Consider the following 15,457-nt stretch of genomic DNA (forward strand, 5'->3'; position numbering starts at 1 on the left):
CCTCGGGCCACTCTTATAAGAAAACAGCGGCCCCGGGGCAATGCAAGAGTGGCCCGACGAAGCCCTCCGGGCAATTCGCCGGACCACCCCGTTTCAGATCACCACTCAACCTCTGACACCCGCAACCCGCACCTAAATGGACATCCGGCCCATCCCCTTCGCTGCTACGTACCCGCTGCGCCACCAAGTGCTGTGGCCCGATAAGCCCGTAGCCTACTGCCACTTGCCTGACGACCCCATCGGGCACCACTTCGGCGCGTTCCGGGGCGAGGAGCTGGTGGCGGTGATTTCGTTGTTCTTGCCGGGGCCCCTGGCGCAGTTCCGCAAGTTTGCCACCCGGCCCGATTGCCAGGGCCAGGGGCTGGGCACGGCCTTGCTGCGCCACGTGCTGGCGGAGGCGGCCCGGCTAGGGGCCCAGCGCATCTGGTGCAGCGCCCGGCTGGCCACGCTGCCGTTCTACGAGCGGTTCGGCCTGGCGCCCGACGGACCGGCTTTTGAGAAGGAAGGCATTCCCTACGTGCGGTTGCAGAAGGACTTGCCGTAGCGCCGGGGGCCCTGTCAAACGCAAAAAGCGCCCTTTTGGAGCGGCTTTTTTGCGTTTGATGCTACGATGCATGGCGACCCGTACCACAAGCTGTGCTTGGTCTTGTCCTGGGATCTCGCCCCGTAGGCCCTTGCGCAAGACCAAGCACAGCTTGGTGGTACGGGTCCGCGCTATAGGTGAAATACGCCAATCTAAATAGCTAAAAATCTACATTTTAGCGCAGCAGCACCAGCTTGCCCCAGTCGTTTTTGAAGGCTTGGTCGCCGCTGGTGGCGCGCTGCGAGAACTTGCCCTCCGGGTCGTCGAGGCTGACGCGGTAGAGGTAGGTGCCGTTGGCGAGGCGGTCGCCGTACTGGTCAGTGCCGTCCCAGGCGAAGTCGGTGAGGTTGTTGCCCAGGTGCAGGGCCCCCAGCTCACCCATGAAAATCTCGCGCACCACGCGGCCCGTCAGGGTCATGATCTGGATCTTCATGTTGCGCGGCAGCTCCTGGCCCGTCACCGTGAACACGAAGCGCGCCTTGCTCGTTACCGGGTTCGGGTAGGGGTACACGTTGGTGATTTGCGAGGCGTTCACGACCGTAAATTTCACCTGAAACTCCTGAGCGGCGGCGCTGAGGTTGGCCGTGTTGCGGCCCTGCGCCCGCAGGGTGTAGGTGCCGTCGGGCAGCGGGGTGGTGCGGCCGGGGCTGTAGTCGAGGTAGGCGGTGCTGCCGGCGGCGGTGGTTTCCACGCGGAAGGTGGCGTCGGGGCCCAGCACGTTCACGGCCGTGGCCGGGCCGGTGCCCGCTTGCAAGTACACGGTAAAGGCCGAAGCGTCGGCCAGGGGCCGCAGCTTGTCGGTGTCGGTGAGCTGGATGCTGACCACGGGGCGCGGCGACACGATTTCGCCGTTGAGGATGTGGCGGCCGTCGAAGGCCACGTCGAGCACCGGCGGCACGCTGGTATTGCCCACCTGGAAGGGCGCCAGGTTCAGTTCGTTGTTGACGTGCGTGAGCTCGGGCAAGGCCTTCGGGTCGGTGGGGGCCACGGGCAACGGGTTGAACGTCACCCGCGTGGAGAGATTACCAAACTTGCCGGTCAGGGGCACTTCCACGTTCTGAACCAGGATGGCGTCGGGCTGCAAGGGAGTCGTTACAGTCTGGACCACCGACGCCACCTGGGTGTTGGTATTGCTGTCGAACACCTCCGTTTTCACCCGCATCGGGGCCCCAAAGGGCAGCGCCGACACGTTCTCAAACTGCACCGGGAAGGCGAGGCTGCCCGGCTTGGTGGTGGCCTGGGCTAGCAGAGCGGCGGGCGCGTAGGTGGCGGCCGGCACCAGGTCGCGCCGCACAATGCCCTCGGGCACGCCGGTGTACAGCACCAGCCACTCGCGCAGCTGCGGGGCCACACCGTTGGGGTCGTCCACGCTCAGCTCCAGCTGCAAGTACGGGTACTCGGTGGCCGAAATACCAGCCAGCGAAAACCGCGACGAGGGCACGTTAGCGTTCAGTTCCTTAACAACACCGTTCACGTCGGTGCCCAGCAGGCGCAGCCGGAAGCTGCTCGTACCGCTGGCGCGCGTCACCTGGTGCAGCAGCGTTTTCCACTCCTGCGCCGGGCCAATGCGGGCCGAAGTGATGGTGGCCCGCGTGTTTTGGGCGTCGAACGTCCAGCGGCCGTTGGGGCCCGCCACGCTCACGCCGTTCAGGGTGTTGCGCTGCAACTGGGCGTAGTGGCTCTGCGACCAGCCGCTGGCCCCGTCAATCACGCGGAACGAGCTGGTGGCCCAGCGGCCGTCCTCGCCCGCGGCGGCGGCCGCAAAGCGGGCGCGCCAGTACCACACCACGCTGTCGCGCCCGGCAATGGCGGGCAGCGTGGGCCGCCAGCTCACCAGCAGCGGGGCCGTGATGTCGGTGCGCTGCACCAGTGGGCTGTTGAAGGCCGCGGTGGTGTCCAGCTCCACGTTGAAGAGGCGGGGGGCCCCGTTGGGGTCGTTGGTTTGGGCCACCAGGCGGGGCGTGCGGGTGGGCACGATGGCAAATTCGGGCGGGTTGAGCACCGTCACGCCGCCCTGCAAAAAGGTGTAGCTGAGCGTGGCCGTGTTGTTGGTTTCGTCCAGCTCGGCCACCTTTTTCTGGTAGTCCAGCTCCACCGTGAATTGGTTGTTGCCGAACACGTTCACGCCGCCCACCACCGTGTTGGTGAGGGGAAAGGCGTACACAGTATCGCGCCGGAACGCCTGGCGGAACACCTGCGTGTACACGTCGTCGGGCCGGCTGGTACCCACGTAGCTGCGGGTCACGCGGATTTCCACCGGCTCGCGGGTCACCTTGCCGGGGTTGCTCACCCCAATGTTCAGCAGAAACGAGGGCGAGGCCGCCGTCACGTCGGTGGGCGGGCTGGCGGAGGCCACGGCCAGGGCCGCGCTGCTAGCTACAAAATCGGGCTTAGCCGGCGCGTACAGCGTGAGGGCGGGGTCGCCCTGCCAGCCGGTGCCCAGCAGCTGCTCAATGCCCACATCGTCCTTAAACGATGCCGTTGCTTGCAGGCGCCGCACCACTTCGTCGTGCACAGCCGTAACGGGCTGCCCATAGTACGCCGGGTCGTTCAGGATCAGCTGGTACATCAGGTCCTGCGACACGCTGAGCTTGTCGGGGTAGCTGAAGCCGTACTCGCCGAGCGAGCCCAGGGCCCCGGCGCGGGGTACGTTGAAGAGCCAGTCCTCGACGCGGGTGTAGCCGGTGGTGAAGGTGTGGTTGCCGGCGCAGCCGTTCAGAAACAGCATCGGGTACTTGCCGGCATTGGTATAACCGTTGCCCGCGTCGGCGGGCGTGCCAAAGTCGAGCAGGAAGTCGTTGTTGGAACCGTGGCCAAAGTACGTAATGAACGAAAGGCCAGCATTCAGCTCGGCGGCGATGTTGACGGGCACGGGCAACGGGCTGGCTACCTGGCGGGTTGCCACAACGGTGCCCCCAAAAAGGGGCTGCTCCACCCGCACCTTGCTGCGGTCCATGATGGCCCGGTAGTCGTCGGCTTCCGTTTGGTTTATTCCGGATACCAGGTGCAGCACGTTCTTGCGCCACGGGGCCAGGCCCAATGCCTCGTGCTCCTTCAGCTTGGCCAGGTAGGTGAGCACCTGCTGCTCGTTGACGACCGTGAGGCGGCCGGTGCGGATTTTGGCCCGGTAGTCGCCGGCCCGGAAATCGGCCGAAATCATGTTGTCCGACACGGCCCGCGAGCTGGTGGGAATCAGGTCGAAACCCATTTCGCCGGCGGTGCGGAAGAGGCGGCCGCTGTAGGCCGATTCGCTGGGCACGATGCCCTTGCCCAACAGCAACATATAGCGGTTGGGGTTGGCGGGGGCCCCGGCCACCAGCCACAGGCTGAAGTGGCGCAGTGCCAGCCACGACCGCTCGCCGTAGTGGAACTGGTCGTAGAGCTGCGGGGCCGTCACCACCAGCGTATCGTAGGCCCCGCCGGCGGCCGAGGCCCGGTAGGCGGCGTATTGCAGCGGGGCCTTGGAGGCGCCGTACACCTGCGGGTGCGTGATGACGGTAAAGGTGGCCCGGGCGTTCAGGGCGCGGAAGACCAAGCGGCGCGGCGCGGCGGGCACCTCGGCGGCGTCGGCGTCGGCTAGCAGCAGGCGGCGCGACTGCGCGGCGGTGGCGTTCGGAAACACGAGGCGCGGCCCAGGGCCCCCAGGCGCTTGGGCGGCGGCGGGCGCAATGCGCTGCACGTTCCAGGGGTCGTGCACGTCGTAGCCGCGCGCGGTGGCCGGCAGGCTGTCCACCTCAAAGGTGGCCGGGGCGCTCAGCGTGGAGTCGCTGCGGAAGAACTGGGGCCCACCCTTGAACCAGCGACTGGCCTGGGGCACCACCGCCCGCAGGAACGATACCCGAAAGGCGTCGCGGGTAGTGGCGGTGGGGGTCGTGGTAACGGGCACCGAGCACCGGATGCGCACCGTGCCGTCGGCCCCCACGTCGGAGCGCAGCAGTGTGAAACGGCGCGTCACATTGTCGTAGTTATTATAAGTAACGGTGCCCAGTGAGCGGAATACGGTGGGGTTGGTGGGGTTGGCCACCAATACCTGGGTGGAGTGCGGCACCAGCGTGCCACCACCCAGCCCCACCTCAATGGTGGGGGCCGGCGCGGGGCCCGTGCCCGGCACGGCGCGCAACCCGCCCACCACGCCATCGAAAATGCCGTTGCTGTTGCCCCCTCCCGGGGTGGTACTGGAGCGGAAGCCCTCGCTCGACCCCAGCCAGGGCAGGAACGTGACCTGATCGGGCCCCACGGGGTCTTCCACGTAAGCAATAGTGATGGCCTGGGCCGGGGCAAACAGCCACCACGCACTCGGCGCGCCCCCGCCGGCCGACTGCGACTCGGCCATGCGCCGGCCTAGGGGGCCCGTGGGGCCCGGGTAGGTGAGGAAGTACGCGGCCGTATCGGTATAAAAGCTGTAGAGCTGGTGGGGCTGGTCGCTGTTGACCCGGTAGAGGTCGCGGTCGAGTACGCCGTCGTTGCGCTGGCCGTAGAATTCCAGGTACGTGCTGGCGTCGAACGTGGTGGGGGCCCCGCCCTGGTACACAGCCACCTCCTTGCCGCGCCGCCACAGCTGCAAGCGGCTGGGGTCGAGGCCGTTGCTGAGGCCAGCCTTGGTCAGGTAGGCGTAGTCGAGGCGGTAGAGGGCGTCGCGGGTGATTTTGATTTTGTAGTACGCCTGGCCCGGCACAATCCACTCATTGCCGTAGGGCCCCGACTGCGCCCGGGCCGCGCCGCCGCTCAGCAGCAGCAGCCACACACAGACAGCCCATTGCACCAGTTTGCGGGTAGTAAGTTGTTTCATAACGTAGTGGATGCGCCCGGCCATCGCCCCGGCCGATGATAATGAAAGGATATAGCAGCAGGTTAATCGGTTACAGGTTAATCGGTTACTTAAAGCCGTAGCCCAGGCTCACAATCAGCGAGTTGGTTTGGGAGCTTTGGCCTAGGGCCTCCACCGCGAGGCGCGAGAGGGCCAGGTCCACGCGCAGGCCGCTGATGGCCACGCCGGCCCCCAGGCTGTACTGGCCCTTCTGCACCTTGGTGCCGCTGAAGTCGGTAATCTGTTGAAAATCGCCAACGCCCCCGCGCAGAAAAACCAGGTTTTTGTAGCCCAGCTCCACGCCGGCGCGCGGGTTGATGCTCACCGGCCCGCTGATGAGGGTGTTGCGCTTGCCATCGGTGGTCACTTCCAAGTCGGTCGATACCAAGGCCGTGAACTGCTGAGGCAGCTTGAACTGCCGGCCCACGCCCAGCACCAGGCGCGGCAGCGTGACTTCGTTGCGGTTGGCGGGCACGGGGTCGGTGCCGTTGGCCACGGCGCTGTTGGGGCCCTGCTGGTACTGGCCGGCGTTGATGCTCCAGGCAGTGAAGGTGGTGGTCACGTCGCGGGCCGATAGCCCCAGTTTCCACCCCTTGTGGTTGTACTGTACGCCCAGGTCGATGCCGAACCCGTAAGCATTGGCGTAGTTGCCCACGTTGCGGTAAATCAGCTTGGCGTTGGCCCCCACGCTCAGGCCCTCCACCCGCCCAATCTTGCGGGCGTAAGACAACAGCATGGCGTAATCGGCCACCGAGAAGTAGGTAATCCGGCTGTAATCGATGTAGCCGTACTCGTTGATGAGGTTGCGCGTATCGGCGATGTTGTCCACGCCCAGGCGCATAATGCTCACGCCCACGGTGCTTTCCTTGTCGAGCGGCATAGAGAACGCGGCGTAGTCGTTCTTCACGATGCCCGAAAACAGCTCGGAGTGCATCAGCACGCCGTCGTACTTGTGGGTTTGGTTGGCCAGGCCGGCGGGGTTCCAGTAGCCGGCGGTGGCGTCGTCGGCCAGGGCCGTTTGCACCTTGCCCATGCCCAACGACCGGGCCCCCACGCCCACGTTCAGGAAGTCGTTGCTGTACTTGGGCGCGTTGGTGCTTTGGGCGGCGGCGGGCAGGGCCAGGGCCCCGAGGGCCAGGGCCCCCACCCACCGCCGGGCGGCGGCGTAGCGTTGGGTCATATCGATAAAGGAACGGTAGATTTTTCTCGCGGACGGAACGCAAGTTACCGCATTCTAGTGCGGAACGGGCCCCGGAATCAGACAAGAATCGGCGGGGGGCAGTGCAATTGGCCCCGACGGGGCCCCAGCGCGGTTGCGGCCACAAAAATATTTTTGGCGCGAAAAGGGCCTAAATCATTCACCAGGGGCCTTTTGCAATTCAATCTAGAAAAAGCACCATATTATTTTGCAACAGTACCTTGCAAAACAAAGTACCTACCATACATTTGTACTGTTCATCACCCACTAGCCTTCTCATCGCCCATGAAACTTGAAAATACCCAGGTGCAGATGCGCAAAGGCATCCTGGAGTTCTGCATCCTGGAAATCATCGCCCGCGGCGAGGCCTACGCCTCCGACATGCTGGAGGAGCTGACGGCGGCCCGCATGATTGTGGTGGAGGGCACGCTCTACCCGCTGCTCACCCGCCTCAAAAACGCGGCCCTGCTCGACTATACCTGGAAAGAGAGCACCAGCGGCCCGCCCCGCAAGTACTACATCCTCACCCCGGCCGGGGCGCAGTTTCTGCAGGAACTGCGCGACACGTGGGAGGAAATGGCCCAGTCCGTGGGCATCATCCGCCTGGGCCGGCCGCCCGGCGACACCCGCTGATGCGGCCCGCCTTTTTGCCTTTCACTCACCCGACTTCAACCGGCCTCGTTCGGCCTTCTTTCGCATGAAAAAGAACATCAGCATCAACTTGCAGGGCCTCATCTTCCACATCGAAGAAGACGGCTACGAAGTGCTCGGCCGCTACCTGGCCGAAGTGAAAGCCCACTTCGCCAGCTTCCGCGGCCACCAGGACATTGTGGCCGACATCGAGGGCCGCATCGCCGAAATATTCAGCGCCCGCCTCTCGGCCGCCAAGCAGGTCATCACCCTAGAAGACGTGGAGGCCATGACGGCCAAAATGGGCCGGGTGAGCGACTTCGCCTCCGACCTGGACGAGGACGACGACACCGAAACGGCCGGCCCCCCCACCGGCGGCGCCTTCGGCCCCGACGGCACTTTTGGCACCGGCGGGCCCTTCGGCCCCAAGGGCCCGTTTGGGCCCCAGGGCCCCGCTGGCCCCGGCAGCGCGGCGGCCAATGGGGCCCCCAAGCGCCTGTTCCGCGACATGGCGCACCGCAAGGTGGCGGGCGTAGCTGCCGGCCTGGCCCAGTACTTCGCCGTGAACCCGCTGTGGATTCGCCTGATCTTCGTGGCGTTGGTGCTGTTCAAGCCGTTTTTGCGCATCGGCCACACGTTTGATTTCGACAACCCGGTGAACCTCTCGGGCTTCGCCGTGCTGGTCTACATCGTGCTGTGGGTGCTGCTGCCCAAGAACTACGACGCCCCCAACCCCGACGACATTGCGCCCGGCTCGGGGCCCCTGGCCGGCCGCCGCTTGTTCCGCGACACCGACACAGGTAAAATCGGGGGCGTGGCCGCCGGCCTGGCCTACTACCTCAACCTGGACGTGACGCTGGTGCGGGTGCTGCTGATAGCGGGCCTGTTTGCGGGCGGCTTCACACTTGTGCTCTACCTCATCCTCTGGGTGGTGGCCCCGGAAGCCAAAACGGTGTCGGAAAAAATGCAGATGCGCGGCGAGGGCGTGACCCTCTCGGGCATCGACAACAACCTACGCGCCACAGTGCTCGACGCCGACGGCAACCCCGTGGCCACCGCCCCCAACCGCCCGGTGGGCGCGTTTCTGGAAGGTGCGGCCCGCGGGGCCCGGCCGGCCGTGAGCTTCCTTGGCACCCTCATTCGGTGGGGCGTGGGGGCCCTGCTCATCTTCACGGGCGGCAGCATGCTCTTTGGCTTGTTCACCACGCTGGGCGTAGTGGTGGGCCTGCTGCCGTCGGCGTCGCTGGGCAACAAGGGCGAGGCCTTTCGCTTCGATGATGGCGGCAGCGCCCAGGGCTTTGCCGCAGTGCTACATAACGTGCAGCCCTGGGCGGCCGGGGTGGCGCTGCTGGCGCTGGGCATTCCGGTGCTGGCGCTGGTGCTGCTGGGGCTGCGGCTCATCCTACGCCGCTCGGTGCTGGGGCGCCTGGGGGCCCTCTCGCTACTGGGCCTGTGGCTGGTAGGCGTGGCCGGCACAGCGGTGGCCGGGGGCCAGCTGGCCCGCGAGTTCCGTACCCGGGGCAGCGTGACGACGACCCGCCCGCTGGCCCCGGTACCCGGCCGCAGCATGGTACTAGCTGTGCGCCACGGCGACAACGGCGACGACGATGAATTTTTTGAAAGCATCGACGTGAACATTGCGCCCGCCGACAGTGGCCGGACGCCGTTCATCGAGCAGGAAGTGCGGGCCCGGGGCGCTTCGGCCGCCGCCGCCCGCCAGATGGCCACTTCCTCGGTACACTACAACTTCACCCAGCAGGATTCGGTACTGACACTGGACCGCGGCTTTACGCTGACCAACGACGCGCCCCTGCGCGGCCAAAAGGTGACGCTGACGCTGCACCTGCCGCTCGATAAAAGCTACCGCCTGACCAAAGAGTTTGTGGACCGCCTCGACGACGACGACTTCCAGGGCAACCGCCGGCCCGATGGCAGCGACTCGTACCGGGCCCGCCTGCTGCGCAACGGCCGCTTCCAGTGCCTCGACTGCCCCACGGCATCGAGCAACGATGAGGACAACAACGACCGCAGCGACAACAGCAGCGCCGACGATAGTGACGACAGCAACGACGACAACGACGATAACAGCAACCTCAGCCTGAGCGGGGCCCCCAGCTTCGACACCGACCTGGGCAGCTACGGCAGCGGCCGCCGCAACTTCAGCGAAACCGACTTCAACCGGGTGAACGTGGTGGGTGGCTACCGCGTGGTGGTGCGCCACGGCAACGCCTTCAAAATTGAGGCCGGCGGCGACCAGGACGAGCTGAATGACCTGCGGGTGTCGCGCGACGGCAACACCTTGGAAATCAAACCCCGCGATACTTCGATTTTCGGCAACAACGGGGAGCACGACCAGCAGAAAGTGCTCATCCGCATCGAGCTGCCGGCCTTGGAAAGCCTGGAACTGGCCGGCGCCATCGAGGCCGACCTCGGCGGCTTTGACCGCCAGGACCGCCTGCAAGTGCAGCAGGCCGGCGTAAGCCACCTGCGCCTCAACGGCAACTACGGCACCCTGAAGCTGTCGCTGGCCGGGCCCTGCCGCACCACCGCCACCGGCCACGCCGACGACCTCGCCTTCGACGCCGCCGGGGCCGCCGAGCTGGCCGGGGCCAACCTCCAAACCCGCACCGCCAAGGTGAACCTGGTCGGCGGCTGCAAAGCCCGCCTCAACGTGAGCGAAGCCCTGAAGGGCGAGGCCGTGGGCGGCAGCGACGTGGCCTACAGCGGCAAGCCCAAAAGCGTGAAGGTGAACGCCATCGGCGGCTCCAGCTTTCACAGGATCTAGGCCCACTGAACAAAGGACCAGCAGGGCCCCGGCGAAATTTTATCGCGCCGGGGCCCTAAAGCGGGCAACCCCGCCCCCACTGGCCGCATCTATTGCCCCACGAAACCTACCCAAAAGGAAGGACGCCTCAGACTGGTGAGTGAAATGAGGTTCCTTCCGGCCGAAGCCCCCGGGCCGCCCCCTGCTGCAACAGGAAGGCCCAGGCTTCGGCCATTTCGTTTTTAATGGTGCCCTCCAGGATGGCTTCGAGCACGGCGTTTTTCAGCTCGCCCACGTCCTTCGACGGCTTAAGGCCGAAGGCTTCCATGATGATTTCGCCGGTAATGACGGGCTTGAAGTTGCGCAAGTGGTCCTGGGCTTCCACCTCTTTCAGCTTCTCCTCCACCTCCGTGAAGTTGCGCAGGTAGCGGGCCTTGCGCTCGTGGTCCTTGCTCGTGATATCGGCCCGGCACAGCAGCATCAGCCGGTCAATGTCGTCGCCAGCCTCGAAGAGCAGGCGGCGCACGGCGGCGGCCGTCACGGTTTCCTTCACTAGCGCGATGGGGCGCAAGTGCAGGCGCACGAGCTTCTGCACCATGCGCATTTCCTCGCCCTGGGGCAGCTTCAGCTCGGCAAAAATGCCCGGCACCCACCGGGCCCCCTTGTCCTCGTGGCCGTGGAACGTCCAGCCCTGGGCCGGGAAGTAGCGCTTGGTGGCGGGCTTGGCGATGTCGTGCAGCACGGCGGCCCAGCGCAGCCACAGGTCGCCGCCGGCCGCCGCCACGTTGTCGAGCACTTGCAGCGTGTGGTAAAAATTGTCTTTGTGGGCGTGTTTGCCCACTTTCTCCACCCCGTAGAGCTGCGCCATCTTCGGGAAGATGAGGTGTAGCAACCCAGTCTGGAACAGCAGTTTAAACCCATAGCTGGGCAGCGGCGACTCGATGATTTTGTTCAGCTCGGTGGTAATCCGCTCCTGCGACACAATCTTGATCCGCTCCTTATTGCGCACAATGGCGTCGTAGGTATCGGGCTCAATGTCGAAGCCCAGCTGCGAGGCAAAGCGCACGGCGCGCATCATCCGCAGCGGGTCGTCGGAAAACGTCACGTCGGGCCCCAGCGGCGTGCGGATGGTTTGCGTGCTCAGGTCCTGCATCCCGCCGTAGCGGTCCACCAGGGCCCCAAAGTCGGCCGGGTTCAGGCTCAGGCCCAGCGCGTTGATGGTGAAGTCGCGCCGGGCCAGGTCGTCCTCCAGCGTGCCGGTTTCCACCTCGGGCTTGCGGCTTTCGGCGCGGTAGCTCTCCTTCCGGGCCCCCACAAACTCGATTTCGCCGGCCTCCTGGGTGGGCAGCATGGCGGTGCCAAAGTTCTTGAACACCGTGACTTTGCCGCGGCCCGGCAGGCGGCGGCCCACCTCCTGGGCCAGGGCAATGCCGTCGCCCACGGTCACCACGTCGATGTCTTTGCTGGCGCGGCCCAGGGCCAGGTCGCGCACGTAGCCGCCGATGACGTAGGCCGGCTGGCCGAGGGCCCCGGCCGCGTCGGCAATGGTGCGAAAGATGGGCAACTCGGGTAGCTGAGGCGTGTTCATGGGCGCAAAGGTCGGCAAGCCGGCCGTATCCGGCCCAACGCCCGGCACCTGCCGCACCTGCACCGCCGCTATTCGCGCACCACTTCCAGGGCCCCGCCGGGCCCCAGGCGCACCACCCGCGACGGGGCCACCCGGGTCGCGTCGTCGCGCCGCCAGTTCGCTACGTGGTCGGCGCCGCGCAGAATGATGGGGTCAATTTCGCCGTATACGGCGGGGGCCGGCGCGCCGGGCTTGTTGGCCGACGTGGACACCAGGCCGTGGCCCAGGCGGCGCACCACTTTGAAGCAAAACTCATCCTGCACAATGCGCAGGCCCACGGTGCCATCGGGGCCCACCAGGTTGGGGGCTACGGCGCGGCTGGCGGGCAGGATATAGGTCGTGGGCCGGGTTTGGGCAGCCAGGGCGGCTTCCAGCTCGGCCGGTACTTGGGTGGTGTAACGGGCCAGCATGGCCAGGTCGGCCACTAGCACGATGCTGGGCTTGCCGGCTTCGCGGCCCTTTAGTTTGTACAATTTCTCGACGGCGGGTGGCACTTCGGCGTCGCAGCCCAGGCCCCACACGGTGTCGGTAGGGTATAGGATGATTTGCTGGAGCAACAGCGCATCCACGGCGGCGTCTACTTCTTGCTGGAAAAACTTCATAGGATCGCAGATTATGCAGATTAGCGCTGATTCAATTTTCAAACAACGGGCCTCAGCCGTTAGCAGACGGACTTATTAATGATTTGATCAATGAGCTTCACTGTTCAAATCCGTGAAATCAGCGCTAATCTGCACAATCTGTGATTATGGTTTGGCAGAGTTCCACCAGTACGCCGCCGGCGCTTTTGGGGTGCACGAAGCACACGAGCTTGTTGTCGGCGCCGCGCTTGGGGGCCTCGCTGAGCAGCACGAAGCCTTCGGCGCGCAGGCGGGCCATTTCGGCCTCGATGTCGTCCACCTCAAAGGCCACGTGGTGGATGCCAGCGGGCTTCTTCTCCAGGAACTTGGTGATGGCGCTGTCGGGACTGGTGCCGGCCAGCAGCTCAATTTTGGAGCCGCCTACCTGGAAAAACACCGTATCGACGGCCTCGCTGGCCACGTGCTCCGTTTTGTAGGGCCCCGTGCCCAGCAGCTTGGTGTAGAGGGCCGTGGCGGCGGCCAAATCGGGTACGGCCAGGCCGAGGTGTTCGAGGTTGGTGAGCATGAAAAGGCCCGGGGTGTTATATAGTAGGAATGTCCCTATTTTTGTGGGGCCAAAGAAAACCGTTTATCTTGAAACGGTGTTCTATGACTGGCTGGCCCACCGCCAGCCCTTCCCCTGCCAACAACCGCTCTTGCGCAATGCTTAAGCTCCCTATTTACCTCGACAACAACGCCACCACGCCCCTCGACCCGCGGGTGCTGGAGGCGATGATGCCCTACCTGACCGATGTGTTCGGCAACGCCGCTTCGCGCAACCACCCCTTCGGGTGGGCCGCCGAGGAAGGCGTGGACTACGCCCGGACCCAAATCGCCCAGCTCATCGGCTGCGATTCGAAAGAGATTATCTTCACCAGCGGCGCCACCGAGGGCGACAACCTGGGCATCAAGGGCGTGTTTGAGATGTATGCCCAGAAGGGCAACCACGTCATCACGACCACCACCGAGCACAAGGCCGTGCTGGACACGTGCAAACACCTCGAGAAGATCGGCGGCCGCGTAACCTACCTGCCCGTAGACGAGCTGGGCCTCATCAGCCTGGAGGACCTGGAGGCGGCCATGACGCCCGAGACGATTCTGGTGACCATCATGTACGGCAACAACGAGACGGGCACCATCCAGCCCATCCGCGAAATTGCCGCCATCGCCCACAAGCACGGGGCCCTATTCATGACCGACGGCACCCAGGCTGTGGGTAAGATTCCGGTGGACGTGAACGCCGACGGCATCGACATCATGGCCTTCACGGCCCACAAAATGTACGGCCCCAAGGGCATTGGGGCCCTGTACGTGCGCCGCAAAAACCCGCGTGTGAAAGTGACCGCCCAGATGGACGGCGGTGGCCACGAGCGCGGCATGCGTTCGGGCACCCTCAACGTGCCCGGCATTGTGGGCATGGGCAAGGCCTGTGAATTGGCTCGCCAGGAAATGGCCGCCGACGCCGCCCGCCTCAGCGTGATGCGCGACCGCCTGCAAACCGAGTTGATGACGATGGAAGAAACCTACGTGAACGGCTCGGTGGAAAGCCGCCTGCCGCACGTGGCCAACATCAGCTTCAAGTACGTGGAAGGCGAAGGCCTGATGATGGGCGTGAAGGACCTGGCCGTATCGTCGGGTTCGGCCTGCACCTCGGCTTCGCTCGAACCCAGCTACGTGCTCAAGGCCCTGGGCCTGAGCGACGACCTGGCGCACTCCTCGCTGCGCTTCGGCCTGAGCCGCTTCACCACCGACGAGCAAATCGACTACGCCATCAACCACGTAAAAGAAGCCGTCACCAAGCTCCGCGAAATGTCGCCCCTGTGGGAAATGCACAAGGAAGGCATCGACCTCAGCAAAATTGAGTGGGCTGAACATTGATTTATTGGCCGGGGCCCTGCGCCCCGGCCACGCGTTGCCCGCGCTTATTTTTTACACTAATATCCCTTCAATACCATGGCCTACTCCGATAAAGTAATCGACCATTACAGCAACCCCCGCAACGTGGGCACGCTGGACAAAAGCAAGAAAAACGTGGGCACCGGCTTGGTGGGGGCCCCCGAGTGCGGCGACGTAATGCGCCTGCAAATCGAGGTGGACGAAGCCACCAACACCATCACCGACGCCAAATTCAAAACCTTCGGCTGCGGCTCGGCCATTGCGTCGTCGTCGCTGGCCACGGAGTGGCTGAAAGGCAAAACAGTTGACGAGGCCCTGGCCATCGACAACATGGAGATTGTGGAAGAGCTGGCCCTGCCGCCGGTGAAAATTCACTGCTCGGTGCTGGCCGAAGACGCCATCAAATCGGCCATTTCGGACTACCGCGTGAAGAATGGCCTGCCCGCCCTCGAGCTGGCCCACCACTAGGTTCTAGTAAAAAAGTGGGGCGCGGCGCCCTGGCTAACGCCGGGCTGCTGCGGGGCCCCACTTTTTTTGCCTTATTTAGAATCCTTCTTCGCCTTATCTTTGTTATGAAATTACCGCTCCGGCTCCGGCCGGGCATTTGAACCGCATAACCGACACTTGCCATGATTACCGTATCCGACAAAGCCAAGGAGAAAGTTGAGCGCCTGATGCACGATTCGGAGCTGGACGCCACGTACCGCCTGCGGGCGTCGGTGGCTGGCGGCGGCTGCTCGGGCCTGAGCTATAAGCTGGACTTCGACAACGAGGTGCGGCCGATGGACCAGGAGTTCGAAGACAAAGGCGTGCGCGTAGTGGTGGACATGAAAAGCTTCCTGTACCTGGCCGGCACCGAGCTAGATTTCTCGGACGGCTTGAACGGCAAAGGCTTCCAGTTCAACAACCCCAACGCCTCCCGCTCGTGCGGCTGCGGCGAGAGCTTCTCGGTGTAACCTGTATTACCCACACAAATAAGATAGGGGCCCCGTGCAATGCGCACGCCCCTACTTGTTTTATTTGTCCAATTTTTTTTACAGCCGCGGGTCCACGGCCTCGCTTTCCAGGGCCAGCACGCCGAAGACGCACTGGTGCACGCGGCGCAGGGGCTGCCCGGCCACGAAGCGCTCCAGCCCTTCTACGCCCAGCGAAAACTCGCGCAGGGCCAGGTTGCGCTTGGCTTTCACGTTGCGCTGGCGCAGGCGCTCCAGGTTGCCCGGCAGCAGGTAGTGACGCTACCGCGGCGTGCATGGCGAGCGGCGCGTGCTATTCATGAACAAGGAGGACATGGCCGAGCGCGGCCTCAAGGCCAAGGACCTCATCGACATCACG

The 15,457-nt window shown here is 64.7% G+C and carries 12 protein-coding genes; 6 read left to right on the plus strand and 6 right to left on the minus strand.

The genetic code is table 11. The annotated features are described in order from the left end of the window. The first annotated feature begins 136 nt into the window (after positions 1–136). The gene (locus tag BEN49_RS02420; RefSeq protein ID WP_070740262.1) at positions 137–544 is read left to right on the plus strand and encodes a GNAT family N-acetyltransferase; all 408 of its coding nucleotides are present in this window, start codon (positions 137–139) and stop codon (positions 542–544) included. Positions 545–758: 214 nt separating this feature from the next. On the opposite strand, the gene porU2 is transcribed toward BEN49_RS02420, so the two are convergent. Both porU2 and BEN49_RS02430 read right to left on the minus strand, forming a co-directional pair. Then, positions 759–5,372 carry a putative type IX secretion system sortase PorU2 gene (porU2, locus tag BEN49_RS02425; RefSeq protein ID WP_158022728.1) on the minus strand — a complete coding sequence of 1,538 codons (4,614 nt, stop codon included), beginning with the start codon at positions 5,370–5,372 and terminating at the stop codon, positions 759–761. Between the two features lie 85 nt (positions 5,373–5,457). Beyond that, positions 5,458–6,570 (minus strand): putative type IX sorting system protein PorV2, encoded by a 1,113-nt coding sequence (locus tag BEN49_RS02430; RefSeq protein ID WP_070740268.1) that lies wholly within the window; start codon positions 6,568–6,570, stop codon positions 5,458–5,460. Positions 6,571–6,873: 303 nt separating this feature from the next. Here BEN49_RS02430 and BEN49_RS02435 point away from each other — a divergent pair, with 303 nt between their 5' ends. Then, a complete protein-coding gene (locus BEN49_RS02435; protein WP_070740271.1) occupies positions 6,874–7,221 on the plus strand; it encodes a PadR family transcriptional regulator in 348 nt (115 codons plus the stop codon). A gap of 64 nt (positions 7,222–7,285) precedes the next feature. Further along, the gene (locus tag BEN49_RS02440) at positions 7,286–10,003 is read left to right on the plus strand and encodes a PspC domain-containing protein (RefSeq protein ID WP_070740274.1); all 2,718 of its coding nucleotides are present in this window, start codon (positions 7,286–7,288) and stop codon (positions 10,001–10,003) included. A gap of 127 nt (positions 10,004–10,130) precedes the next feature. Here the strand turns inward: BEN49_RS02440 and BEN49_RS02445 are convergent, their stop codons facing one another. The 3 genes from BEN49_RS02445 to mce form a co-directional block, all read right to left on the minus strand. After that, the gene (locus tag BEN49_RS02445) at positions 10,131–11,570 is read right to left on the minus strand and encodes a CCA tRNA nucleotidyltransferase (RefSeq protein ID WP_070740285.1); all 1,440 of its coding nucleotides are present in this window, start codon (positions 11,568–11,570) and stop codon (positions 10,131–10,133) included. Positions 11,571–11,638: 68 nt separating this feature from the next. Further along, positions 11,639–12,211, minus strand: coding sequence for an L-threonylcarbamoyladenylate synthase (locus BEN49_RS02450; protein WP_070740277.1), 573 nt, complete (start codon positions 12,209–12,211; stop codon positions 11,639–11,641). 124 nt (positions 12,212–12,335) lie between these two features. Further along, complete coding sequence (gene mce, locus BEN49_RS02455) at positions 12,336–12,755, minus strand: methylmalonyl-CoA epimerase (protein WP_070740279.1); 420 nt, start codon at positions 12,753–12,755, stop codon at positions 12,336–12,338. A gap of 137 nt (positions 12,756–12,892) precedes the next feature. On the opposite strand from mce, the gene BEN49_RS02460 reads away from it, so the two are divergent. The 3 genes from BEN49_RS02460 to BEN49_RS02470 all read left to right on the plus strand — a co-directional run bounded on the left by BEN49_RS02460 (position 12,893) and on the right by BEN49_RS02470 (position 15,081). After that, positions 12,893–14,107, plus strand: a complete 1,215-nt coding sequence (locus tag BEN49_RS02460) for an IscS subfamily cysteine desulfurase (protein ID WP_070740282.1) — start codon at positions 12,893–12,895, stop codon at positions 14,105–14,107. A 75-nt stretch (positions 14,108–14,182) separates the two neighbouring features. Further along, positions 14,183–14,593: a Fe-S cluster assembly scaffold IscU gene (iscU, locus tag BEN49_RS02465; RefSeq protein WP_035561862.1), complete on the plus strand. Its 411-nt coding sequence runs from the start codon at positions 14,183–14,185 to the stop codon at positions 14,591–14,593. A gap of 161 nt (positions 14,594–14,754) precedes the next feature. Beyond that, positions 14,755–15,081, plus strand: a complete 327-nt coding sequence (locus BEN49_RS02470) for a HesB/IscA family protein (RefSeq protein WP_068234160.1) — start codon at positions 14,755–14,757, stop codon at positions 15,079–15,081. A gap of 78 nt (positions 15,082–15,159) precedes the next feature. Here BEN49_RS02470 and BEN49_RS25235 read toward each other — a convergent pair whose 3' ends face one another. Then, on the minus strand, positions 15,160–15,351 hold the full coding sequence (locus BEN49_RS25235) for a hypothetical protein (protein WP_317040383.1): 192 nt from the start codon (positions 15,349–15,351) through the stop codon (positions 15,160–15,162). Positions 15,352–15,457 lie beyond the last annotated feature (106 nt).

It is taken from the genome of Hymenobacter coccineus (assembly GCF_001816125.1).
GTDB classification, from domain to species: Bacteria; Bacteroidota; Bacteroidia; order Cytophagales; family Hymenobacteraceae; genus Hymenobacter; species Hymenobacter coccineus.

Coding starts and splice junctions, on each gene's coding strand:
- porU2 (WP_158022728.1), bottom strand. CDS start 5,372: ATGAAACAACTTACTACCCGCAAACTGGTGCAATGGGCTGTCTGTGTG.
- BEN49_RS02420 (WP_070740262.1), top strand. CDS start 137: ATGGACATCCGGCCCATCCCCTTCGCTGCTACGTACCCGCTGCGCCAC.
- BEN49_RS02430 (WP_070740268.1), bottom strand. CDS start 6,570: ATGACCCAACGCTACGCCGCCGCCCGGCGGTGGGTGGGGGCCCTGGCC.
- BEN49_RS02440 (WP_070740274.1), top strand. CDS start 7,286: ATGAAAAAGAACATCAGCATCAACTTGCAGGGCCTCATCTTCCACATC.
- BEN49_RS02450 (WP_070740277.1), bottom strand. CDS start 12,211: ATGAAGTTTTTCCAGCAAGAAGTAGACGCCGCCGTGGATGCGCTGTTG.
- BEN49_RS02460 (WP_070740282.1), top strand. CDS start 12,893: ATGCTTAAGCTCCCTATTTACCTCGACAACAACGCCACCACGCCCCTC.
- BEN49_RS02445 (WP_070740285.1), bottom strand. CDS start 11,570: ATGAACACGCCTCAGCTACCCGAGTTGCCCATCTTTCGCACCATTGCC.
- iscU (WP_035561862.1), top strand. CDS start 14,183: ATGGCCTACTCCGATAAAGTAATCGACCATTACAGCAACCCCCGCAAC.
- BEN49_RS02470 (WP_068234160.1), top strand. CDS start 14,755: ATGATTACCGTATCCGACAAAGCCAAGGAGAAAGTTGAGCGCCTGATG.
- mce (WP_070740279.1), bottom strand. CDS start 12,755: ATGCTCACCAACCTCGAACACCTCGGCCTGGCCGTACCCGATTTGGCC.
- BEN49_RS02435 (WP_070740271.1), top strand. CDS start 6,874: ATGAAACTTGAAAATACCCAGGTGCAGATGCGCAAAGGCATCCTGGAG.